Origin of the sequence: Pseudomonas imrae (genome assembly GCF_046352735.2) — a bacterium.
Classification (GTDB): Bacteria; Pseudomonadota; Gammaproteobacteria; order Pseudomonadales; family Pseudomonadaceae; genus Aquipseudomonas; species Aquipseudomonas imrae.
Genome location: NZ_CP110853.2, coordinates 2749007 through 2772562 on the forward strand (window position 1 = coordinate 2749007; position 23556 = coordinate 2772562).

A 23556-nucleotide genomic window follows, 5' to 3' on the forward strand; every position below is an offset into this window, starting at 1 on the left:
CCTTCTGCGCCTCGCCGAAAATAAGTCGCCTCCATGCCTTTTGAACTCAGCGTTGACCTCACTACCCTGGCCATTCTGGCCGTTGTTGCCTTCGTCGCCGGTTTTATCGATGCCATCGCCGGCGGAGGCGGTTTGTTGACCACCCCGGCACTGCTCACCGCAGGTATGCCGCCGCATATGGTGCTGGGCACCAACAAGTTGAGTTCGACTTTCGGCTCGGCCACTGCCAGTTTCACCTTTTACCGGCGCAAGCTGTTTCATCCACGCCAATGGGTACATGCCATTGTCGGCACCTTGGTCGGCGCGCTGGCCGGAGCCGTTGTGGCTCACTACCTGCCGGCCGAATGGCTGAACAAGATGTTGCCGGTGATTGTCTTTGGCTGCGGTCTTTACCTGCTGTTTGGCGGTACGCCCAAGGCACCGCTGGATGCCGATGCGCCGATCAAGAAGAAATGGCAGTCGACCCAGGGTTTCGGCCTGGGCTTCTACGACGGTGTGGCCGGTCCGGGTACCGGGGCGTTCTGGACTGTCAGCACACTGCTGATGTACCCCGTCGACCTGGTCAAGGCCAGCGGCGTGGCACGCAGCATGAACTTCGTCAGCAACGCGGCGGCGCTGTCGGTGTTTATCTTCAACGGTTCGGTCGACTGGATCGTCGGCCTGTGCATGGGCTTTTCGGTGATGGTAGGCGCCTTCTTTGGCGCTCGCAGCGCGATCAGCGGCGGCGCCAAGTTCATTCGCCCAGTGTTTATCACGGTGGTATTGGGCCTGACGGTGCGCCTAGCCTGGCAGCACTGGTTCAGCGTGGCCTAAGCGCCGCGCTACGTAGAGGTCGATCAGGTAGCGCGCAATCGAGCGTGACGCCGGCAGCGGTGGCAGTTGGTGAATGTTGAACCACTGCGCGTCTTCGATCTCGTCGGCCTGGGGCACGATATCGCCACCGGCGTATTCGGCATGAAACCCCAGCATCATCGAATGCGGGAACGGCCAGCACTGGCTGCCCATGTACTGGATGTTCTTCACCTCTACCTGCACTTCCTCTCGCACTTCGCGGATCAAGCAATCTTCGGCAGACTCACCAGGCTCGGCAAAGCCGGCCAAGGTGCTGTAGACGCCGGTGACAAAACGCGGCGAGCGTGCAAGCAGTATCTCGTCGCCTCGGGTAATCAGCACAATCATGCTCGGTGAAATACGCGGATAGCTGCGCAGATCGCAGGCCTGGCAAAACATCGCGCGTTCGCGGGGAACCTGCACCATCGCCTGGCCGCAACTGCCGCAAAACCGGTGTTCGCGTGCCCACGTGCCGATTTGTGCCGCATACCCCAAGACTTTGTAAAGTTGATGGTCATCCTGCAGCATGAAGCCCCGCAGGCCCTGCCAGCGACAGCCTTGCACATCGCCAGGGCGATCGAGCTCCAGCAGATACATCGGCTCGCCATCCAGGTAGCCAATACCGTGCTCGGCCAGTACCGAAAGGTCCTGGCGCTTGAGCCACTCCCTGGGAAACAGCGGCCCGTTGTCGTCATGCAGGAAGCCTTCGCGGCTGCGGGCCACGGCCCAGCCGCCAGGGGTCTCGTTGTCCAGCAGCGTCGTGGTAATCCAGCCTGGGGTCATTTCACTCAATCCACAAATTCGGGTTTCTGCTTGCTCATGTGGGCCGCGATGGCCACGCGCAGGTCGTTGGATTGCAACATAGCTGCGTTCCAGGTGGCAACGTATTCCAGGCCGTCATTGATTGAGTGGTCACGCATGTAGCTGATCATGGCCTTGGTGCCTGTCACCGCGATCGGCGATTTGGCGGCGATTTGCCCGGCGATTTCCATTACCCCGGCCAACAGGCTTTCGTGATCGGCAAAGATGCGATTGACCAGGCCGATGCTACGCGCCTCTTCGGCGCCGAAGGTACGCCCGGTGTAGGCCAGTTCGCGCAACATGCCATCGCCGATGATGCGCGGCAGGCGTTGCAGGGTGCCCACATCGGCGGCCATGCCGATGTCGATCTCCTTGATGGAGAATTGCGCGTCGGCGGCGGCATAGCGCATGTCGCAGGCACTGATCAGGTCGATGGCACCGCCAATGCAGTAGCCCTGGATCGCCGCGAGCACCGGTTTGCGGCAGTTGTCCACGGCATTGAAAGAAGCTTGCAACTGCAGGATCTTGCGCCGCAGCATGCGTGCGTTGCGCCCCACATCCTTGCCGAACTCATTGGCCACCGAGGCCAGCATCATCAGGTCGATGCCGGAGGAGAAATGTTTGCCGGCGCCACTGAGCACCACGGCGCGCACCGCATCGGTGTCTTCGATCCATTGGAAGATATCAATGATCTCGTTCCAGAACGCCGCGTTCATGGCGTTGATCTTTTCCGGGCGATTGATCTGCACATGGGCGACGTTGCCGTTGAGTTCGACGACAAAGGCTTGATATTCGGACATGGCAGAAATCCCTGGCTGGCGGCAAATTAGGGCCGAACTATAGCAAGGGAGTGTGACGGGGGGTAAGGCTGTGGTTGTGCCAAAGGCAGGACTGCAGGATGTGGGTTTCGCCTGGACAGCCAACCCAACATCCATTCAGAAAGATGGATAGGCACCTATCCCCCTGTGCCAAGGGTTTGACACACCGACTGGCCTGACCGAAGCTGGTGGCTTTGTAATAGCTGCCCACTTCCGGACGCCTGCATGTCAAAGTCTCGCCGTTACTCCCTCATCGGCCTGTGTACCCTGCTGTTTATCCTGCTGATCGTCTGGTATTTCAATCGCTCATCCCAGGAGGCCATCCCCCAGGCCATCGCCCACGGCTACTCCAAGGCATTGAAACAGGCCCGCAACGGCGAGCCGGGTGCTGCTCGGGTGCTGTACCAACAGTTGGGGCGAGCGGACTTGTCCGACACCCGCCGAGTTGCGCTGCACGCCGAGTTGCCCAACTACCCCAGCCCCCAGGCGCTGAAGTTGGCGGACAAGGACTTGGCCAACAGCGCTCCACTGGTACGCCAGGCAGCCATTGGCAGCATCGTCGGGCTGGTGCCCAGCGGCCAGCGTACCTTGCTGCTAGGGCCATTACTCGAAGACTCCGAACAGAGCGTGCGGTTTGCCGCCGCCAATGCCTTGCTGGGACTTTCGCCTGACGTACTGGGTTTGTATTTCGGCGCGCTGCAGCGCGTCCTCGACGAGTTCGAAAAGCAGCTCAAGGGTCAGCCCGAAACGCCAGGAGCCTGGATTCAGCTGGCACGCTTGTACATTCATAACGCGCGCCTGCCAGAGGCACAAAACGCGCTGCAACAGGCCTTGCGCCTGGAACCCGACAACCTGCCAGCCGTGGTTGCGCAGATCGAGCTGCTGGATAAACAAGGCAAGGTCGACGATTCGCGCCAATTACTCGCCGGCCAGTTACAAGCGTACCCGGAGTCGGCCTACCTGCAACATGCCCTCGGTATGTGGCTGCTGAACCACGGCGAGCGCGAATATGCGCTGCTCGGCTTGTCCAAGGCCGTGGAGCTTGAACCGGACAATCAGGATTATCGCTACGACCTGGCCACCACCCTGCACGCCCAGCAGGAACTGGAAGCCGCTCAACGTCAACTGGAGGAAATCGTCCAGCGTTACCCGCAAAATCGCAAGGCTCGGGTGCTGCTGGTGCATTACTGGAAGGAAAGCGGCCAGTTGCAGAACGTCCAGGTGTTATTGGCGCAACTGGAGCAGCAGAACCCGGATGATCCAGCGTTGCAACAGGGCTTGTAGAAAGCCTCGCCGGCGAACGCAAACGCCAGTCGCTTGCCGCCATCAATAAAAAACGTGAACCGTCGCACGCCGCTACGGTCAAGTACACATGGCGCACCCAATTGGGCTGCATCCACCATTTGTTCGTGACCCGAGGGCACTTCTTGTCTACATCCAAAGAGCTGTTCACAGCAAAAGCAGCAACCGGTATCGAAGGACTCGACGACATTCTTTGCGGGGGGCTGTCGCGCAGCCATCTGTTCCTGCTTGAAGGCGAGCCCGGCACCGGTAAAACCACCGTGGCCCTGCATTTTCTTCAGAATGGAGCCAAGGCAGGCGAACGCTCGCTGTACATCACCCTGTCGGAAACCGAGCGCGAATTGCGCCAGGGTGCCAAATCCCACGGTTGGGACCTGGATGAGAACATCCATATCTTTGAATTGACCCCGCCAGAGAATCTGCTCAATGCCGATCACCAGCAGAGCCTGCTGTACTCCTCGGACCTCGAGCTGGGCGAAGCCACCCGGCAGATTTTCGAAGTGGTGGAACGTGTCAAGCCCACCCGCGTGGTGATCGATAGCCTTTCGGAGATTCGCCTGCTGGCGCAGAGTTCGTTGCGCTATCGCCGGCAGATCCTGGCGATCAAGCACTATTTCGTGCGCTACGACGCAACAGTCCTGCTGCTGGACGACCTGACCACCGAAGCCCTGGACAAGACCGTGCACAGCGTGGCCCACGGTGTGATCCGCCTGGAGGAACTGACCCCCAACTACGGCGCCGAACGTCGCCGTGTACGAGTGGTGAAGTACCGGGGTCAGAAATACCGCGGTGGTTTTCATGATTTCACCATCATGGGCGATGGCATCCATGTATTCCCCCGTCTTGTGGCGGCTGAACATCGTAGCGGCTATATCCAGCAGACGTTGAGCAGCGGCATAAACGAGCTGGACGCCTTGTTGGGCGGAGGTATCGAGACCGGTTCCAGCTCGCTGATCCTTGGCCCTGCCGGTACCGGAAAATCACTGATCTCGCTGATCTTCGCCGCCGCAGCCGTGACCCGTGGCGAGAAAGCCGCATTGTTCATTTTCGATGAAGACCTGGGGCTATTGTTCGAGCGCATGAAGAAAATGGGCATCGACCTCCAGACCTTGCAACACAGCGGCAACCTGATCATCGAACAGGTCGACGCGGCCGAACTGTCGCCCGGCGAGTTCTCCCACCGTGTGCGACGCCACGTTAACGAAGGCGGGATCAAGACCGTAGTCATCGACAGCATCAACGGCTACCAGGCGGCCATGCCTGAAGAGAACGCGCTGATCCTGCACATGCATGAGCTGCTGCTGTACCTCAACCGCCAAGGTGTCGCGACCTTCATGACAGTTGCCCAGCATGGGCTGATCGGCGACAGCATGCAGGCACCGGTAGATATTACGTACCTGGCCGATACCGTGATCCTGCTGCGCTACTTCGAAGCAATGGGCAAGGTGCGCCGGGCAATCTCCATCATCAAGAAACGCACCGGCAGCCATGAATCGACCATTCGCGAATACCGTATCAGCACTCAGGGCATGACCGTCGGCGAACCACTTGAATCGTTCCAAGGTGTACTGCGTGGCGTGCCGACCTACATGGGCGCCGGCCAGCCACTGCTCAAGGAGCCGCGATTGTGAGTGATCTGTCCGGCATCCACGGACGCGCAATCATCCTCGCGCCGTTGGGACGCGACAGCACTCTGGCGGCGCAAATGCTCAACGAGGCGGGCTTCAGCGCAGTTATTGCCAACCACCTGCCGATGCTCTGTGAAACCCTGGAGCAAGGTGCCGGCCTGTTGATCATCGCCGCCGAAGCGCTACGCGGCGTCGATCTGCAGCCGCTGCTCGACTATTTGCAGCAACAGCCGGCCTGGTCGGATTTGCCTATTGTATTGATGACCCAGCATGGTGGTAGCGAACAAACCAGCTCGTCGCGCTTGAGTGCGCTACTGGGCAACATCACTCTGCTGGAACGTCCCTTTCATCCGGTTACCCTGATCAGCCTGGTGACCACCGCCCTGCGCGGGCGATGTCGGCAATACGAAGCGCGGGATCGCCTGATTGACTTGAGCCAAAGCGAGTTGCGCCTGCAGCGCACCCTGGAAACGCTCGAACAGCAAGTCGAAGAACGCACCACCCAGTTGCGCAACAATGAAGAGGCTCTGCGTCAATCACAGAAAATGGAGGCTGTCGGCCAGTTGACCGGCGGTATCGCCCATGACTTCAACAACATGCTCACTGGCATTATCGGCAGCCTCGAGCTACTGCGCCGGCGCCTCGCCCGTGGGCGCCTGGAAGATCTCGATAGCCTGATTGACCTGGGCGTGACCTCTGCCAACCGCGCCGCCAGCCTGACCCACCGCTTGCTGGCGTTTTCCCGCCGGCAATCGCTCGACTCCAAGCCGGTACAGATCAACGACCTGGTCAGGTCCATGGGCGAACTGCTGCAGCGCAGCCTCAATGAAAGCACCACGCTGCAGATGCGCCTGAGCGACCAGCTATGGATCGCCGAAGCAGACCCCAATCAACTGGAGAGCGCCCTGCTCAACCTTGTCCTCAATGCCCGGGACGCCATGCCCGACGGAGGCCGACTGGTGGTGGAGACAAGCAATCGCCATCTGGACAATGTCTTTACCGCAGCCTACGGCACGCTCCAGCCGGGTGACTACCTGGAGCTGAGCGTCAGTGACACCGGCTGTGGGATGCCCGCTAGCGTTGTCAGCCGTGCATTTGATCCGTTCTTCACCACCAAACCCATCGGCCAGGGCACCGGCTTGGGCCTGTCAATGATCTACGGTTTCGCTCGCCAGTCCCACGGTCATGTTTGCATTCACAGTGTGGTTGGTGAAGGCACCACCGTCAGCCTGTTCCTGCCGCGCTTTGCCGGCGAAGTAATCGCTGATCAAGCGCTGGATCTTGCGTTGTTACCCTATGCCAATACTGGCGAGACTGTGCTGATCGTCGAGGACGACCCCGCCGTCAGGGTGCTGGTAAGCCAGGTGCTGGGGGAATTGGGTTACGCCTTTGTCCAGGCCAGTGACGCCGACAGTGCGCTTGCGATTATCCAATCCGAGCAGCGCATCGACTTGTTGATCAGCGATGTGGGGTTGCCGGGCATGAACGGTCGGCAGTTAGCCGAGATCGCCCGGCAGATCCGGCCGGACCTGAGGGTGCTGTTCATCACCGGATATGCCGAGCACGCAGCAGTGCGTGGAGGCTTTCTGGATCCTGGGATGCAATTGATCACCAAGCCATTTACGTTTGATTTGTTGACAGCGAAAGTAAGAGAGATGATCGGGCACTGAGCCAAGAGTGTTACCGCTCATTATCTAATGGAACCGACCCGTTGATTTCGGTACGCAGAGTTACCGTTTAGCCGAGGAAAATTCAGCTGAATGGAAGCCTTTCGCAATTTCGACGGTAATCCTATGACTATTAACTCTATCCAACTCAAGTCCTCCCCGCAGACCTCCAATAATTTGCCAGTATCTGCACAAGGCTCTGCCATGCGCAGCGTCGAGACTGCCGTCACTCACACCTCCCAGTCGATACTCAATGACACACCCTACTCCCAGGGTGACAGTACACTGGCTGAGCTTTACGCACGAAAACTACGTGAGGGTGTAAAAGAGGATCTAGCCGTCAACTTTATAGCGTTCGAATTCATTGAAACTCCCCCGCAGGACTCTCTGTTTTGGCAGTGGCGAACACACCTTCACAACATAATAAAAAGTCCAGACTTCAACGCGTGGGCTGCCGAAAATCGCGTGGATCTATCAAAGGATATTGTCATCAATCAATCGTTAGGGATTATCACTTGCACAGCTTCTGGTGTTAAAAAACATTTTGAAGTAGCGAATGACGCAAGTAAGAGTCTCGCACCGATATGGCCAATGTTAAAAGGTGCCGCCAAAGCACTCGCCCCTTCAGGAGGCAGTGTTAGCGCAGGGCAAAAAAGCATCGCCACACTATCGGAAATAGCCAGGTTTTACCGTGAAGACGTGTCGACCGAGCATCACGCACTTTTAACCGATGACGATAAAAAAAAGCTGGAGCAGCAAGCGTTAAAACTGGAAACCCACAAAACCTTCAACAACATTGATTCCCAGCACTCAGAGGCATTTCTGGAGCAAGGGAGAAGAAAACTTGCAGACGTTTCCGATCGTCGCAGGGCCACTCCACCATTGTTGACAGTTGCAACGTCAATTGCCAAGTTAGCCGATGAGCTTGAGTCTCGACAGAGACAAAGTATTTACGGTGTGCAGCGTTTGACGCCAGAATTGGCACAAGAGCAACTGGACAATGGCATTCTTTCTGCGCTGGAAAATACCCACTTCACTCCCGCCCCGCACTCTTCCTGCAGCCAGAGTAACAACCTGGTGCCCGGTGCAAGCGCAAGCCTTAAAGAGTATTTGACGGCAAACGGGCTGGATATACCCAAGAGCTTTTTAGAGATCATGAACCTTGGGGAATACCTGAGAAAAGATACGCCGGGCCAAGCACTCCATGGCAATCTGGGAGGGGCCTTATCCTGGCCCATTCCGTTGACCGATCAAGAGCGCCTTAACGTACGCTATGCCATCCTGGGGAATACCCTTGGCCTTGCCACCTTGACCCACTACGACAGCGACAAAGAAGTATTGGGCTACCTGGGCCAGGGTTTTCGGGTGGAACCTCGAGATTTGGCTAATCCTCGCAGAGTGATCAACAACCTTCTGGATACGCCTAAAGCCAAGGCTCTGGGTTTGGCACTGCAAAACAAATTTGATGCAATTGCCACAGATACCAGTATCGATGACTGGACACTGGCGGCTATCGGCGCCTCCCTCGACCGAGAAACCACTCAAGGCAGCACCCTGGCCCCGGTAAGAACTGGCGTAGGGGGATTTGATTTGGCCCGCAGTGAACAGTGGGGCAAACCGGTTTCAGACACCGTAGAAGAATTGATCATTCACTTAATCGACAAGAAAAAAGCGTCACCACGGCTAGCCCGTCTTGCGGCCTATATCCTGTTATCGCTCCGGGCCCCCGCTTTTCTGGTCAAAGATATTCCGAGGAGCGTGACCTATGGCTCTCATACCTGGGTCACGTTTACCACCGCCGTGGCTCGAATAGAAGCCCAGGCACCTGGCGCCACCTCAGGCATGACCTTTGGTGACGTGATGGCTCGAGCTTCCCTGGCTCCGGTCACGGCTGCGGACAGGCAGGTCGAATATGACGCCCAGCAGGATGCACTCAAAGACTGGGGCGTTGCTAACGGCCTGATTCCCTTGAATACACTGGATGTGTATGACACTGCGCAAATGAACACCGTACATGACGCATTTAATACTCAAGTAGCCGAACTGAGTGCTGCTTCCCAAGCTCAGGAAACACCGATACCCACGCGCCGTGAATTGGCGCTCAAGTACCTGAAAGCGCATTATGGGGAGCATATCGACTTTGAGAAACGCTGTATTTCACCTGATTCAGTGGGTAAACAGTTTCCTGGACCTTACTCGATAGTCGACCTCTATATGAAGGGGTTTCTCGGCAATCCACCCGGCGATTTTAGCTGGGCATCTTCAAGTGCTGACGTGCATATCAATAGTATTGACGCGCGGGCCCACGAACTTCCAAACATTCAGGCCGTTTTTGACAAGGAACTGCCTGACTATTTCAAGAAAATGGAAAACAGCATTGCAACCCAAACAAAGCTTTTAATCTCGCAGTTACCTCTGGAGGATAGAAAACGTTTTGAGTATGGAGGTATTCGCCTTGCTAAATCACTGACTACCCATCATACAATCGAGAAGCGCGAGCCTACCAACTCATACGGCGAACATGTACTCCTGATCAATACAACACTCAACGGCACGGAAAAAAATTACAAGGTAGATCTTAAACAAAATAGCATAACTCCCATTGTGCTCGATTCAGATTTCATCACAGGGGTCAAATCCCATGGAGGCTATCGACCTTATACGGAACTGCAAGCCATTACCCCTCGTGGAAACTACACTGCGAACATCGCTGCCGAAAGTAATTCACGCGGGCTTACTCCTAACAGCTTTAGTAGCGAAAGAACACAATACATTGCTGACGCGTTAGTAGAGGAAATGAACCTAAATGACTTGAAAGATCAAGCACAAGGTCTCACTACCTTTGATACCGAGGAGCCTTTTTATCTCAAAGCAAGAGAATTTATGCTGAACCTGATCCCACTCAGATCAGCCATTCAAAACTTCCAAAAAGGCAATATTGGAGAGGGTTTTGTCGATCTGGCGCTCGATGTATTTGGCTTTGTCGTAGGCGTTGGGGCGGCGGCGAAGGGTGCAAAAGCTTTAAAAGCGGGTGCTTCGGCGGGCCAGAAATTGACCCATGCCGCAAGGATTATGGGCCGTGCTGCCATTGGCTCACTCAATCCGGTTAGTGGGCTCGATGATGTAGTTGTTGGCTTAGCGAGAGGTACGGTTCGAGGGGGTAATACAGCCATCAAAAATATCAGGCAAATAAGTGGGGCAGCTGAAAGTTATGACTTGCTGGCGGCCAGTAAACGCTTTGAGGCCAGCTCAGTTGGCACCTTTAAGCTCAATGATGAAATTTTGGAAGCACCCGCTATTTTTGAGAGGGGAAAATGGTACTCCTATGACTTCGTTACCAGCCAACCCTTTGGAAAGCCCCTTGACAACTTCACGCCCTCACTGCGTGTCAGTGCGCAGGACCTCGCCAAATGGGAAAACATCACAAGCCCCAAGAGTCAAAAAACCATAGATATTGAAAGGGACTGGGCCACAGCCGTTCACAAAAAACGGGATGGCACTGAGAAAATCGCTTTCGAACGGGGTTACAACTCTGGCAACGTACATGACATTCCCGGCTTTTCCCAAAAGATGAAAAGTGAGGAGCTAATGGCTTTGGCAAAAAATGAAAGCCTGACATCAGAACAATTAGGCGCCTTGGTAAAGCAACGTGAAAATATAGCTTTTGAGGCAGGGGCTACTCACATACGCAATCTTTACAATAAGATTGATCCCAGTGTCAGCACGTTAATACCTATGCCACAGGTTTCATATCTTGCTTTAACCTCGCAACTTTCCGGGGGGCAGTGCGCAGGGCTTTCGAGGGCGATGGCCTCCGCGGTGGCGGAAGGCAAGGAACTAAACTTAATCAATAACATGTATACCGCCGCCGCGTACCCGGCAGCCCCTGCGTCTCAGAGCTTTATGAAAACATTGAGTAATTTACATGACCAGGTAACCGGTGCGTCGGCTTTTCACGTCCTGCAACCGCAAAAGCAGGTTTCCTACCTCTCTCTCATCGATGAACTCGGCAGTGCCCAAGCCTCAAAGACATTCATGATAGAGTTTCCAGGACATGCGATGACTGGAGGCGTAAAATTTGAAGGTGCAAACAAAACGTTTTTTTTCTACGACCCCAACTTCGGATTGATCAAGTTCAAGAACATGGAAAGCATGAAACTTGAAATGAGTAAAATATTCAATGATAAAAAACTGGGCAAACAGTATAAGACGCATAGCGTGGACCCTCATAAACTTGAGTTCAAGGTCTCCGAGTACAATAACTCCTGGAAAAAGACGACAGGGAACGATAACGCAGCTTTCGAAGCACTCTACAAAGAACCGTTACCTGCTCCAGCCACTTCGGTTAACGCGGCTTAGCTAGTCTGCGTTGACGTCAAGCTGCGGTGCCTGCACTCGGACACAGGGAAAGTGTCCGGGTCTCGGAAATGCGCTTCAGAGCAGACGCCCTCAAGCCAGCAACCGCTGTATATGCTCTTGCAACGTATCCAGATCAAACGGTTTGGCCAGAATCGGCGCATCACGGGTGATCGGGCTGTTACAGTCGAGAATCTCTTGTGGATAGCCGCTGATAAAGATGACTTTGAGCTCCGGGCGCAACAGCAGTGCGGGTTCAGCAATCTGCACCCCGGAGATGCCGCCAGGCAGCCGATAGTCAGTGACCATCAAGTCCAGATGAGGTTTGCTGGCGAGGATTTCGAAGGCCTGCTCCCCATCGACCGCCTTCAACACCCGATACCCCAGGCCTGCCAGGTATTCACCCAGCACAAACATGATCGATTCGTCATCTTCGACGATCAGTACAACATCTTGTGCATCTTCACTCATGGGAAGCCTTTGTTCGGTCGATTGCTGCAGATACGACCATAAGGTCACGCAGAGGTTGCGTTGAATATACGTATGATTTCACGCGTCGGACTCCAGAGGCAGGCACACCCGAAATAAAGCACCCTCGCCCACCCGGCTTTCGACCTCGATGCTCCCGCCATGGGCGGTGACGATCTGCTCGGAAATGAACAGCCCCAGGCCCAGGCCCGCGACCGCATGGTTGGCGCAAACTCGTTCGAATTGTTGGAAGATCCGCTGTTGATTCTCTTCGCTGATCCCAATTCCACGGTCTCGCACCTCGACCCGGGCCTCGCCATGCTCCGCGTATACACGCACATCTACCGGGCTCTTGGCGCCATAACGCAAGGCATTGGTCAGGAGGTTGGACACCACCTGCTCGATCCTGAATTCGTCCCAATGCCCTTCCACCGGCTGTTCAGCCACAAAATCTATGGTTGAACCGGCAGCGGCCGCTTGAGGGGCGAAGTTGTCCAGCAGGTTGCGCACCAGCAGCGCCAGATCGAAGCGCGTAGGGCGAATCGACAACTTGCCGGTACGGATGCGCGACACATCAAGCATGTCTTCGATCAAGCGAATCAGGCTCTGGATCTGCCGCTCATCGCGGTCGACCATGGCGTGCATCTTGTCCAGGGTAAAGGCGCTGGCGTTATTGCGGGCCAAATGCATCTTGCGCAGTTGGGTTTCCAGGATCAGGCCGTTAAGCGGCGTACGCACCTCATGGGCGACGATGGACATAAAGTCGTCACGCATGCGCACCGCCTGTTCCAGTTGCGCCTGGGTCGCCTGCAACCTGGTCAGCAAGGCTTCCTGTTCGCGACGGCTGCGCTCAAGCGCCTCGAGCTGCAGTTTCATGGCTTCGCTCTGGCGATACAGCTCCACAAAGACGTTGACCTTGCTTTTGACCGCATGGATGTCCAACGGCTTGTGCAGGAAGTCCACCGCCCCGCTCTCGTAGCCTTTGAAGGCATAGTTCATTTCGCGGCCGGCGGCGCTGACAAACACGATGGGGATGTTCTTGGTCTTTTCCGTGCCGCGCATCATTTCCGCCAGCTCAAAGCCGTTCATGCCGGGCATCTGCACGTCGAGAATGGCTATGGCAAATTCGTGCTCAAGCAACAGCGACAAGGCTTCGTCGGCATTCAGTGCCTTATAGACCAGACGATCCTCGCGCTTGATCAGTGCCTCGAGGGCCAGCAGGTTTTCCGGCAGATCGTCGACGATCAGCAGCTTGGCCTGGACAGTACTTATCATGGGGAAGGTTCCAGCGAAGCCAGCAATGCACCAATGCGGCTCAAGGTAAGAATGTGGTTGGGGGTGTGCAACGCCAGGGCAGCCAGAGGCATGGTCGCAATTCGTGCTTCGTCGGGGTCCTGGACCACCGTCGTACCACCGCGGCGTTTGACTTCGGCCAAGCCCTGGGCTCCGTCCTGATTGGCTCCGGTCAGCAGTATCGCCAGCAGCTCGCTGCCATAGGCATCGGCAGCCGAGGCGAACAGATAATCAATGGCTGGACGCGAATGGTACACGCGCTCTTCCTGGCTCAATGACAGGCTGCGGTCCTGCTCAACCGACAAATGATAACCAGGCCCGGCGAAGTATAAGGTGCCAGGCTGGATCAGCTCTTTGTCCTGCGCCTCCTTGACCAGTATCGGCACGCGTCGGGAGAAGACCTCTGCCAACTGGCTGTGTCGCTCGTCCGGCAAATGCAGGACGACAATGATCGGCAGGCCGAATCCCGCCCGCAAGGCAGCAAAAATACTCAGCAATGCCTCGACACCGCCTGCCGAAGCGCCGATGACTACGGCTTTGATCCCGGGCAAGCACAGCTCGCTGGCAACGACGTCGCTCATAGTTTTCGAAAGATCCGTTCTTGCTTGACCAAGGGCTCGAAATGCTTGCTATAGCCTGAAAAGTCCACGGTTTCCTTGCTGCCCAGCACTAGGAAGCCGCGGTGGCAAAGCGACTCATGAAATAACCCGAAGGCCCTGTCCTGCAACTTTTTATTGAAATATATCAGCACGTTACGACATGAAATTAATTGAGTTTCAGAAAATACACTATCGGTTGCCAGGCTGTGATCAGCGAAAGTGATGTTCTCGCGCAGGGTCTTGTCGAAAATCGCGTGGTCATAGGCAGCCGTGTAGTAATCGGCAAACGAACGCTGGCCACCGGCCTGCTGATAGTTATGGGTATAGGCGCGGATATTCTGCAGGGAGAAGATGCCTTGCTTGGCTTTTTCCAGGGACCTTGGGTTGATATCGGTGGCGTAGATGATCGTACGTTCCAACAGCCCTTCCTCGCGCAGCAGAATGGCCATGGAATACACCTCTTCGCCGGTGCTGCACCCGGCGATCCAGACCTTGATCGACGGATAGGTCTTGAGCAGCGGGACCACTTCCTGGCGAATCGCCAGGAAATGCGAAGGATCGCGAAACATTTCGCTGACCGGAATGGTCAGGAACTGCAACAACTGCAGGAACGCCGACGGATCGTGCAGCACGCGCTCCTGCAAGGCAGAAATGGTCTTGCAGTCGAACTGGGTCAAGGCGTGGGCCACACGGCGCTTGACCGACGCACCCGAATAGTCGCGAAAGTCATAGCTGTACTTGAGGTAAATCGCCTCGATCAACAAGCGAAGTTCGATATCAGCGTTTCGTTCCAATTAGATACGTTCCATCTTGGGGAGCCACACACGAATCAGTGAAAACAGGCGATCAAGGTCGATGGGCTTGGCCAGGTAGTCGTTGGAACCTGCTTGCAGGCACCGCTCTTGGTCATCCTTCATCGCCTTGGCCGTTACCGCAATGATCGGCAGTTTGCGCCAGCGCGGGTCCTGGCGGATCAAGGCGGTAGCCTCGTAACCATCCATTTCCGGCATCATCACGTCCATCAGCACCAAATCGATATCCTCGACCTGGTTAAGCTTGTCGATTGCCTCGCGCCCATTACGCCCGATAACCACAATCGCCCCTTTATGTTCAAGGGCACTGGTGAGGGCAAAGATGTTACGCACATCATCGTCCACCAACAGGATCTTGCGTCCCTCGAACACCTTGTCGCGGCTGCGCGCGGTCTTGAGCATCTTCTGACGCTCATGGGACAGCTGCGATTCGACTTTGTGCAGAAACAGCGTGACCTCATCCAGCAGGCGTTCGGGTGAGCGAGCGCCCTTGATGATGATCGAACGCGAGTACTTGCGCAGCTCGGCTTCTTCATCCCGGGTCAGGTTGCGCCCGGTGTAGACAATGACCGGCGGAAACGAGCAGATATCTTCGGTGTCCATGCGCTTGAGCAACTCGTTGCCGAGCATGTCCGGCAGCTTGAGGTCGATAATCATGCAGTCGTAGACCGTACTGCGCAGCAGTTGCAGGGCTTCCTGGGCAAAGCCGACGGCCGTGATCTCGATATCCTCGTCACCGATCAGCCGGGCAATGCTGTCACGTTGCAAATCATCGTCCTCTACCAGCAATACGCGCTTGACCTTCTGCGTAAGCTTGGCCTCCAGACGCGCGAACACATCCTTGAGTTCTTCGCGGGTCGTGGGTTTGACCGCATAACCAATGGCGCCCATGTGCATGGCCGCTTCGACGCGGTCCTCGACAGAAATTACATGCACCGGAATATGCCGGGTGTTGGCGTGCTCCTTGAGGCGCTGCAATACCGTCAGGCCGGAATGGTCCGGCAGGCGCATGTCCAGCAGGATCGCATCGGGGATGTACTGTTGCGCCAGGTTGTAGCCTTCGTCTGCGCCATGGGCCACCAGGCACTGGTAACCCAGCTCATGCGCGAGGTCAAAGAGGATGCGCGCAAAGTTGGGCTCATCTTCCACCACCAGGATGCAACGCGTGGCGAACGGCGCCTTGTCGCGGTCGTCGGCAAAGCGCGGAATCAGGGTTTCGTCGACTATCGGCATGGGCGAAACCTTTGCCGGCACTACAGCCGGCGCGACCGGCAACGTGCGTACCGGCTCGACCACCGCCGCGTCGTCATCGCGCTCCACGTATTGCTCCGGAAGAACCAGCGTAAAAGTGCTGCCCTGGCCCGGTTGGCTGGTGACGCTGATGTAGCCTCCCAACAAGGCCGCCAGGTCACGGGAGATCGATAAGCCCAGGCCGGTGCCGCCATAACGCCGATTGGTCGTGCCGTCCGCCTGGCGGAAGGCCTCGAAAATGCTTGCCTGTTGATCCGGGGCAATACCGATTCCCGAGTCACGCACAATGAAGGCGATGCCCTCGTCCTGCTGGCGGACGGCGGTGAGACTCACCTGGCCTTTTTCGGTGAACTTGACCGCGTTCGACAGCAGGTTCTTGAGAATCTGCTCCAGGCGCTGGCGGTCGGTGAACAGCATCGTTGGCGTGTCTTCCTGCACAGTCACCGTGAAGGCCAGGTTGCGGTCGGCAGCCAGCGGTTCAAACATCCCGCGCAGGCCGTCCATCAGGCGCGGCACGCTGGTATTTTCCGGGCGCACCTCCAGTTTTCCGGCCTCGACCTTGGAGATGTCGAGGATGTCGTTGATCAGGTTGAGTAAATCGTTACCCGCCGAATAGATCGACTCGGCGAACTTGACCTGTTCGGCACTGAGGTTTTCCTGAGGATTCTCGGCCAACAACTTGGCCAGGATCAATGAGCTGTTGAGCGGCGTGCGCAGCTCATGGGACATGTTGGCGAGGAATTCGGACTTGTATTTGCTGGACCGCGTCAGCTCGTCGGCGCGCTCCTCCAGTTCGATCTGCACTCGATTGAGTTCAACATTCTTCTGGTCCATGGCGTCGCGCTGATCGGCGAGGGTCTGGGTCTGTTCGGCCAACTGCTCGTTCGTCTGTTCAAGCTCAGCCTGCTGGGTTTCCAGGTGAGCCTGGGACTCCTTGAGAATGCGGGACTGCTCTTCCAGTTCTTCATTGGCCGTGCGCAGTTCTTCCTGCTGCACCTGCAGCTCTTCGTTGAGTTGCTGGGTTTCGGCGAGCATTTCCTGCAAGCGCTGTCGATAGCGCGCGGCTTCGATAGAGGTGCCGACATTGTCGGCAATCAGCTCCAGTAGTTCTACGTCACGCGCGTCCAAGGGCCGTAGAAAGCCCAGCTCGACCACGCCATTGACCCGGCCGTCGTCACTGGTGGGCACGATCAGCACACTGCGGGTGGTGCCTTCGCCCAGGCCGGAACTGACCTTGAAATAATCCACCGGCACATCATCCAGACGAATCAAGCGGTCTTGCCGGGCCGATTGACTAACCAGGCCTTCGTCGTTGTAGATCGCCTGCTCCTGCTGCTCCTGCTCCCGGGAGAAACCATAGGCCGCCACGCGCTTGAGGCCACCGTGCTCCTCGCGCACATATAACGCCGCGACCACCGAGCCCATGTACTGGGCGAAGAACTGCAAGATATTGCGCCCCAACAGGTTGAGTGTCGGCTGGCCGAGCACCTGTTCGGCCAGTTCGGTCTGGCCATTGCGCAGCCAGGCTTGCTGTTCCAGGCGTTTGGCGATCTTTTGCTGCGAGGCGAGGTTGGCGCTGTAATCGGCAGACAGCGTCAAAAGATTTTTCCGCCCCACATAAGCCAGAAAGCCACTCAGGCCGAGGATGAACAGCAGGTAGAGCGAGACGCTGATGACGGTGGTGCGGGTGACCTCCTCGTTACGGGCCACCCGGAACTGCTGCTCGACCGCAACCGCTTGCTCATATTCCCTGCGAATCTCGTCCGTCAGGCGTTTGCCGCGCCCGGCCTGCACCGCGCCGCGATAATCGCCGTTCTCGCGGCGCAGCCTGATCATCTCCTGGGCATAACCATTCCATTCAACCTGCATCGACTCCAGGCGCTTGAGGCGCTCGACCTGCTGCGGATTATCCGCCACCAACTCCTGCAAACCGCGCAGGTCAGCGACGATGCGCGGCTTGGCCACTTCATAAGGATCGAGGAAGTGCTCGTCACCCGTGATCAGATAGCCACGCATGCCCGTTTCCAGGTCGATGGTCAGTTTTGCGGTTTCATTGAGGTTGTTGATCACACGATCGGTGTGTTCGACCCACTGGATCACAGACAGCAAATAGGTGATTAGGGAGACGAAAAATACCGCGCTGAGTACACCGACTCCGAGCGGCAACCCGACGTTACGGCTCAGGAGTTTGCGAAAACTGTTCTCATCGACTGACGACGCAGGAGTCATGGTCATGCCTTGGCCAAATGCGGAAAAGCCGGAAGTTTGCCCCAAAGTCGAGGGGAGCGGCTATGTTTCTGACATCTTCTAAGCGTCAAACCATCGACAGGCTTCATATAAACTCGACCGGTTCCCGGCTTTTACATCGTGTCACCCACATAAAATCTGACAGATCTGAGGGCGCAAAAGTGGAACGTGTGATCGGCTTGCACACACCCAATCGCACGCCTCGGGTACAGGGAAGCTCCCTTGAGAGGGCGTTTATTCAGACTCTGCGAACAGGTCTAATACAATGATTTCTTCCCTTTCTTCGCAACCCATGCTACCCGCCGTGCTGTTGAAACCGGTCAGTCTACAAGCGTCAATGGCAACCACTTCGTCCAGCAGCGCGACCCAAACCGTGCAATCCCACGCCGATAGCCCGCCAGTCGTGCCCGAAAGCCAAATCACCGACAACGGCAGTCCTGCGTTGAAGGAGGGGCTTGGCAACCAGAAGAACCTGCAGAGACTGGCGCAGATGCTTATTGAAACAGCCAGCCAATTGCCCTCGGACGCCGATGAAAAGGCTGTGCAGGCCTCCTTGAAAGCCACGCGCATGAATGTCCATCCGGACTCTTCATTTCCCTCGACTAAAACCGGGCCCCTGGGATCGACCAGCCTTGAAACAGTTATTATCGAAAGTGGCCTGGCTCTGCCAAAAAACCGGAACCATCTGCGTTACCTGGCGCAGGCCTTGGCTCAGCGAGCATTGGCGCATCCATTGGGCAGTTTCGGCGGTGGCCTGTCCTGGCCCATCCCCTTGAGCACCTCCCAGCAGCTTCAGGTCAGTACCCTGGTAGATAAAAATACCGCCAACCTGCCAGGGCTGCCGATGCTCGACGAACGTAAAGGTGCGCTGGGCTACTTGGTTGCAGGCTGTGACTTGACCGCGTCCGACTTGCAAAATCCCACCCTTGCCCTGGAAAAGCTCATCAGTTCCCCCCGGGGCCAGGCCCTGGGACTTGCGCTCCAAAACAGCCAAGGCGGTATCTCTACGCCCAACAGCAGAAACGACTACACATTGGCCGCGATCCAGATAGGGCTGGATCACGATTCGATCATGTCTCCCAGCCGCAACCGTATTGCCGGGTTTGACTTGGCCAAGCCGCAGTACTGGGGCAAACCGGCGTCTGAAATAGTCACCGCGCTGAGCGAACACCTGGTCAAGAACGGTACAGCGTCTGCACAGACCGCCAAGCTGGCGAGCCACCTTCTGCTGATGAGGGCCGCTCCCCAGCTATTGGTCAAAGACATTCCTGCCGCTGTCGCCTTTGGTAGCCAGGCGTGGGCCAACTTATGTATCGCGGTCGCCAAGATAGAATCTGATGCGCCGGGAACAGTAGCGAACATGAGCTTTGCGCAAGTGATGGCCACAGCTGGTGAAAATGCCAATCCTGCGCCCGCCTCTGCACAGAAAGCAGCCCTGATAGATTGGGCCGTCGCCCAAGGCGTTGTTCCTCACAAACAAGGCGACACTTATACCCACAATGAACTTGAACGCATCAGAACAACGTTCACCCAAGAACAGAATGAACGGATCACCGCCTCTGGTTTGCTGAACGCTGAAGTACCCAGCCGTAAAGAAATCGCACTGGCCAAGCTCAAGCAGCAATTTGGTGAAAATCTGCCCTTTGAAGAAAAGCTACTAAGGTTTCAGGACCACAGGCAGCCCCACGCTCAACCACTTTACGACCCACGTCGACCACCCGCCGGCCTGCACTCGATGTTGGATATCGCGATGATGGAGTTGCCGGGCGCCCAGTGGAAAACCAGCGACTCCCGCATTCCGATTGACGCGATCAATGCGCCTCTCAAGCTAGGCGTCAACGCAGCCTTCAACGAACAATTCAGCCAAACCATCGACTCCCGCAAGAAGGGTATTGCTACAACCTTGAAACACATGATCAGCCAACTTCCATTGGCTGACAGAAAAAGCCTTGAACAGGGAGCACTCGAGTTTTATCAGCGGAAGACTTATACCCTGGGCATGGATTTCACCTCTAAAGCCCTCACTGAGAAAAACACTAATCTGCTGATGAAAGTACTGGAAGGAGATAACGAAAAGGTCTATGAAATTGACTTGGCAAAAGGTGCGATTCATCCAGTGCGGCCTGACGAACTGACGCGAAAGCGAGAGCGTAATGCCAACCAGGAAGAGCGGCTGGAAAAGTTCACGCCAACTACCGTCGAGGCAGCAGCTCTCACACAAAAAGCCCGCAATGACTCATCACTGCCACCTGCAAGTTTTTCCAGCGCCCGGAGCCAGTCCATCGCCAATGCGTTCGTGGAGCATCTTGATATCGACGGTGCAGACGCTGTCAAACATGCCAAGGGCATGACCTCCTATGACAAACAGCAAGAAATAGAATCGAAAGCTGCGGATTTTTTCCTGAATTTGGTCCCGCTTCGATCAGCCATCGTCAACTTTAAAAATGGGAATTATGCCGAGGGTGCCTTTGATCTGGCACTGGATGCCTTTGGCTTTCTTACAGCAGGTGTAGGCACCGCGGCGAAAGTCGCGAAGGTTGCGCAAACGGGTCTTTCTGCAGGCGCCAAGGCGCTGCAGGTAGGAAAAATCATCGGTGTCGGCACTCTTAACGCGTTTAATCCATTGGATGGGGTGGGCGATATGCTCGTCGGTGCGGCGAGGGTGACAAAAACCGCAACGCAGTCGCTCTACAAGGGCGTACGTAAAGTTGGCAGCGAAGGTTTATCGGTGCTTAACAACGGCGTCAATCAGCTTCGTGGTGCATCCGGCAGTTATGACTTGATCCAAGCCAGTACGCGCTACAAGGCTTCGGCAACCGGCACTTGCACAATCGCTGACCAGGCCATCGAAACTGCCGCTGTGCTTCAGGGCGGTAAATGGTATGGCTTCGATGTCGTCAAGCAGCAGCCGTACGGGCAGCCACTTCAAGGTTTTACGCCGAAACTCATAGCCGCTGATGGCGAGATCAAAGCTTCGACCCCAGCCGCGGCCAGCGAATGGCTGGCCAGTTGGTTCAGACCCGCGCGCCCCAATATCGATATCCCCACAGAATTTAATGCTGCGCACAATGCAGCACATCAAGCAGATAGGGCGGCGTACGAACGTGGTTATCAGAGTAGCCGCCCACCCAGTATTCATGGTTATTCACCTGCGCTGGATACGACTCAGCTCAAAAAACTTGCGTTGGAAATCAGCCGCACGCCCGAAGAAATGGGCAGTTTGTACAGGCGGATAGAGAATCTGGAAGAACTTCCGGAACGCCTCAATACAAAGTTGGAAGTCACCAAGCTAACAGCGCCTGACCAATTTAAAAGCGGTTACGACACGAACACGCTAAATACAATCGCCGATTACTCACCGACAATGAATGTGCAGCAACTTGAGGAGTTGGCATTGACACCAAACCGTACGCCAGAGGAAATAGGTTTTCTATTCAGGCAGATAGAAAGAAAAGCGATTGAGGTAAACCTGTCGGTCGCGAGAAAGTTCAGCGACGAAATCAGAGCCGCTGGCGGCTCAGTAACCCCCATGCCGCAGGGTTTTTATCTCAGCCAGGTAAACCCAATGTCTGGAGGCGAATGTGCAGCCCTGTCGAATGCGATGGCAATGGCTATCAACGAGAAGAAAGAAGCGGTTCTGATTGAGAACTTCTTCACGGCCATGGCACACCCCGAACATGCCAACACCAAAAAATTTCGCCAGGACTTGACTAACTTCCAGCAAACGCTGCGAAAAAACTTTTATGCAGGGCAGTCCTCAACCCCCGCCACTTATGAGGAAATTATTTCACAACTGGAAAAAGCCACGGCATCAAAAACATTGCTCATCGGCAACACAAAGCACGGCGTCATTGCCGGAGCCGTGGTCGATGGCGGTCAAAAAACCTGGTTCTACTATGACCCCAATCTTGGTTTAGCCAAATTCCCTACGCAGGCGTCTATGCGCGATGGCATTGAGCGCGCCTTGAGTAGCGGTAAAACCAGTCATTTGTTCCAGCCCGCCGACAAAGCCAGCGGCTATGGCATCGTGCAATTCAGCGAGCTGCACTTGATGCAGGCAACCGGAAGTATCCAAGGCGTCAGTAGTTTGTTTTCAGCACCTATAACCATTCCAAGACCCTCGAACCCCGTCGTTTCAGCTTGATGTAATTGCCCGGTACCCGTCTAGTTGGGTGTCGGGCATCCTGAAATTCCTATGGCGCCTGCCTTGCATCATGATGTCCATCGGCATCGTTGCGAACGGGACATTTGCCTCCATTCCCCGCACAATACCCGCCCTGCTTCGGGAACTTGCCAGGATTGCCGTGACTCACTAGAGCATGGTCTTTCAACGGCTAAAGACCTGTAACTCTACTTCTCGGGAACCCTCATTATGTCCGCAGCCTCCCCCACCATCCTTGTAGTCGAAGACGACGCGATCGTGCGCATGTTGATCGTCGATGTCCTCGAGGAACTGGAGTATCAGGTGATTGAAGCCGCAAATGCCGAAATTGCCCTTGAGTTCTTTGACGACGGTAAACAAACCATTGACTTGATGATGACCGATGTCGGCCTGCCAGACATGGACGGCAAGCAACTGGCGACCAAGGTGCGGGAGTTACGCCCGACCTTGCCCATCCTGTTTGCCAGCGGCTATGCAGAAAACATCGACGTACCTGACGGCATGCATGTGATTGGCAAGCCGTTCTCCATCGATCAGTTGCGGGACAAGGTCCAGACCATTCTCGCACGATGAGCTTTGCAGCTCGGAGCTACTTGTCCTTGAGTTTCAAATACGACTGATGCAGATCCTGCGCCCACCCGTCGATGACATTTTTCACATCGTCGGCTCGCATTACCTGGCTGTCGTTCTGCAACGGCTTGCCCGTGCCTTTGCGTACCACTTGGGCAATCACTTTGTTGCCGTCCAGAAACTGGGCTTCGGTGGCAAGGGTGGTGTCCTGGTCGCGAATTCCAGTACCGGTACTGACCGCTGCTGCCACCAGCGCCACAGGAATAAACTCGTAAGGCTTGAGGCCTTGGGTCTTGCTGCTGACTGCGGTGATCGCTGCCCGCACCACAATCACCCCCGGCCCCGGTCCGTTGGCCAGAGGTAGCGATTTGACCAGTTCACGCTTGAGCGCCTCGTTGTAGTAGCTGCTGATGCCTTGCAGGGTAGTGTCGGGGATTTTGCTGGTAGCTTGAGGCTTTGGGAAAAACTGTGTGGGCTCGATGTATACCGCCGTGTAGCGGTTCAGGTTCAGCTTGGGGTCAATCCAGCGCATCACTTCCACGCCTGACGGCGATTTGGCTTCCTTCAACCGGCTGTAATCCGAGAGAAACCCGGAGTATTCGTCCGGCTGCGTGACTTTGCTCGCGCACCCCACCATGCCGATAGAGGCGATGCATAGTGCGCTGATCATTAACCCTGGCTTCATCATGAAACTCCTGGCGGTGGTTTTTTGGAACATTAGCTGTAGGTATAGCCAATTCTGGAAAAATAG

General features: G+C 56.0%; 15 protein-coding genes. 7 read left to right on the forward strand and 8 right to left on the reverse strand.

The window, feature by feature from the left end:
- Positions 1–33: 33 nt before the first annotated feature.
- Entirely contained in the window at positions 34–813 is a 780-nt protein-coding gene (locus tag OQ460_RS12145) for a TSUP family transporter (protein WP_410017739.1), read from the forward strand.
- Here the strand turns inward: OQ460_RS12145 and nudC are convergent.
- Positions 781–1614: an NAD(+) diphosphatase gene (gene nudC, locus OQ460_RS12150; protein ID WP_410017740.1), complete on the reverse strand. Its 834-nt coding sequence runs from the start codon at positions 1612–1614 to the stop codon at positions 781–783. The two genes, OQ460_RS12145 and nudC, sit on opposite strands and share 33 nt — an antisense overlap.
- Before the next feature lie 5 nt (positions 1615–1619).
- The gene (locus OQ460_RS12155) at positions 1620–2432 is read right to left on the reverse strand and encodes a crotonase/enoyl-CoA hydratase family protein (RefSeq protein ID WP_410017741.1); all 813 of its coding nucleotides are present in this window, start codon (positions 2430–2432) and stop codon (positions 1620–1622) included.
- A gap of 243 nt (positions 2433–2675) precedes the next feature.
- Here OQ460_RS12155 and OQ460_RS12160 point away from each other — a divergent pair, with 243 nt between their 5' ends.
- The 4 genes from OQ460_RS12160 (at position 2676) to OQ460_RS12175 (ending at position 11406) form a co-directional block, all read left to right on the forward strand.
- Positions 2676–3734: a tetratricopeptide repeat protein gene (locus OQ460_RS12160; protein WP_410017742.1), complete on the forward strand. Its 1059-nt coding sequence runs from the start codon at positions 2676–2678 to the stop codon at positions 3732–3734.
- A gap of 143 nt (positions 3735–3877) precedes the next feature.
- Positions 3878–5383 (forward strand): ATPase domain-containing protein, encoded by a 1506-nt coding sequence (locus tag OQ460_RS12165; protein ID WP_410017743.1) that lies wholly within the window; start codon positions 3878–3880, stop codon positions 5381–5383.
- A 74-nt stretch (positions 5384–5457) separates the two neighbouring features.
- Positions 5458–7050, forward strand: coding sequence for a response regulator (locus tag OQ460_RS12170; protein ID WP_410021986.1), 1593 nt, complete (start codon positions 5458–5460; stop codon positions 7048–7050).
- Positions 7051–7140: 90 nt separating this feature from the next.
- Positions 7141–11406, forward strand: coding sequence for a hypothetical protein (locus tag OQ460_RS12175; RefSeq protein ID WP_410017744.1), 4266 nt, complete (start codon positions 7141–7143; stop codon positions 11404–11406).
- A 90-nt stretch (positions 11407–11496) separates the two neighbouring features.
- On the opposite strand, the gene OQ460_RS12180 is transcribed toward OQ460_RS12175, so the two are convergent.
- The 5 genes from OQ460_RS12180 to OQ460_RS12200 form a co-directional block, all read right to left on the reverse strand.
- A complete protein-coding gene (locus OQ460_RS12180) occupies positions 11497–11874 on the reverse strand; it encodes a response regulator (protein WP_410017745.1) in 378 nt (125 codons plus the stop codon).
- A 78-nt stretch (positions 11875–11952) separates the two neighbouring features.
- Positions 11953–13146: a hybrid sensor histidine kinase/response regulator gene (locus OQ460_RS12185; RefSeq protein ID WP_410017746.1), complete on the reverse strand. Its 1194-nt coding sequence runs from the start codon at positions 13144–13146 to the stop codon at positions 11953–11955.
- Positions 13143–13745, reverse strand: a complete 603-nt coding sequence (locus tag OQ460_RS12190) for a chemotaxis protein CheB (RefSeq protein WP_410017747.1) — start codon at positions 13743–13745, stop codon at positions 13143–13145. The genes OQ460_RS12185 and OQ460_RS12190 overlap by 4 nt, the downstream gene beginning before the upstream one ends.
- Positions 13742–14557: a CheR family methyltransferase gene (locus OQ460_RS12195; protein ID WP_410017748.1), complete on the reverse strand. Its 816-nt coding sequence runs from the start codon at positions 14555–14557 to the stop codon at positions 13742–13744. Before OQ460_RS12195 ends, OQ460_RS12190 begins: the two co-directional genes overlap by 4 nt.
- Positions 14558–18055: a response regulator gene (locus OQ460_RS12200; RefSeq protein ID WP_410017749.1), complete on the reverse strand. Its 3498-nt coding sequence runs from the start codon at positions 18053–18055 to the stop codon at positions 14558–14560.
- A gap of 283 nt (positions 18056–18338) precedes the next feature.
- On the opposite strand from OQ460_RS12200, the gene OQ460_RS12205 reads away from it, so the two are divergent.
- Together OQ460_RS12205 and OQ460_RS12210 are read left to right on the forward strand one after the other, a co-directional pair.
- Positions 18339–22217, forward strand: a complete 3879-nt coding sequence (locus tag OQ460_RS12205; protein ID WP_410017750.1) for a hypothetical protein — start codon at positions 18339–18341, stop codon at positions 22215–22217.
- A gap of 228 nt (positions 22218–22445) precedes the next feature.
- Positions 22446–22808: a response regulator gene (locus tag OQ460_RS12210; RefSeq protein WP_410017751.1), complete on the forward strand. Its 363-nt coding sequence runs from the start codon at positions 22446–22448 to the stop codon at positions 22806–22808.
- Positions 22809–22824: 16 nt separating this feature from the next.
- On the opposite strand, the gene OQ460_RS12215 is transcribed toward OQ460_RS12210, so the two are convergent.
- On the reverse strand, positions 22825–23490 hold the full coding sequence (locus OQ460_RS12215) for a DUF3313 domain-containing protein (protein WP_410021987.1): 666 nt from the start codon (positions 23488–23490) through the stop codon (positions 22825–22827).
- Between the last annotated feature and the right edge of the window lie 66 nt (positions 23491–23556).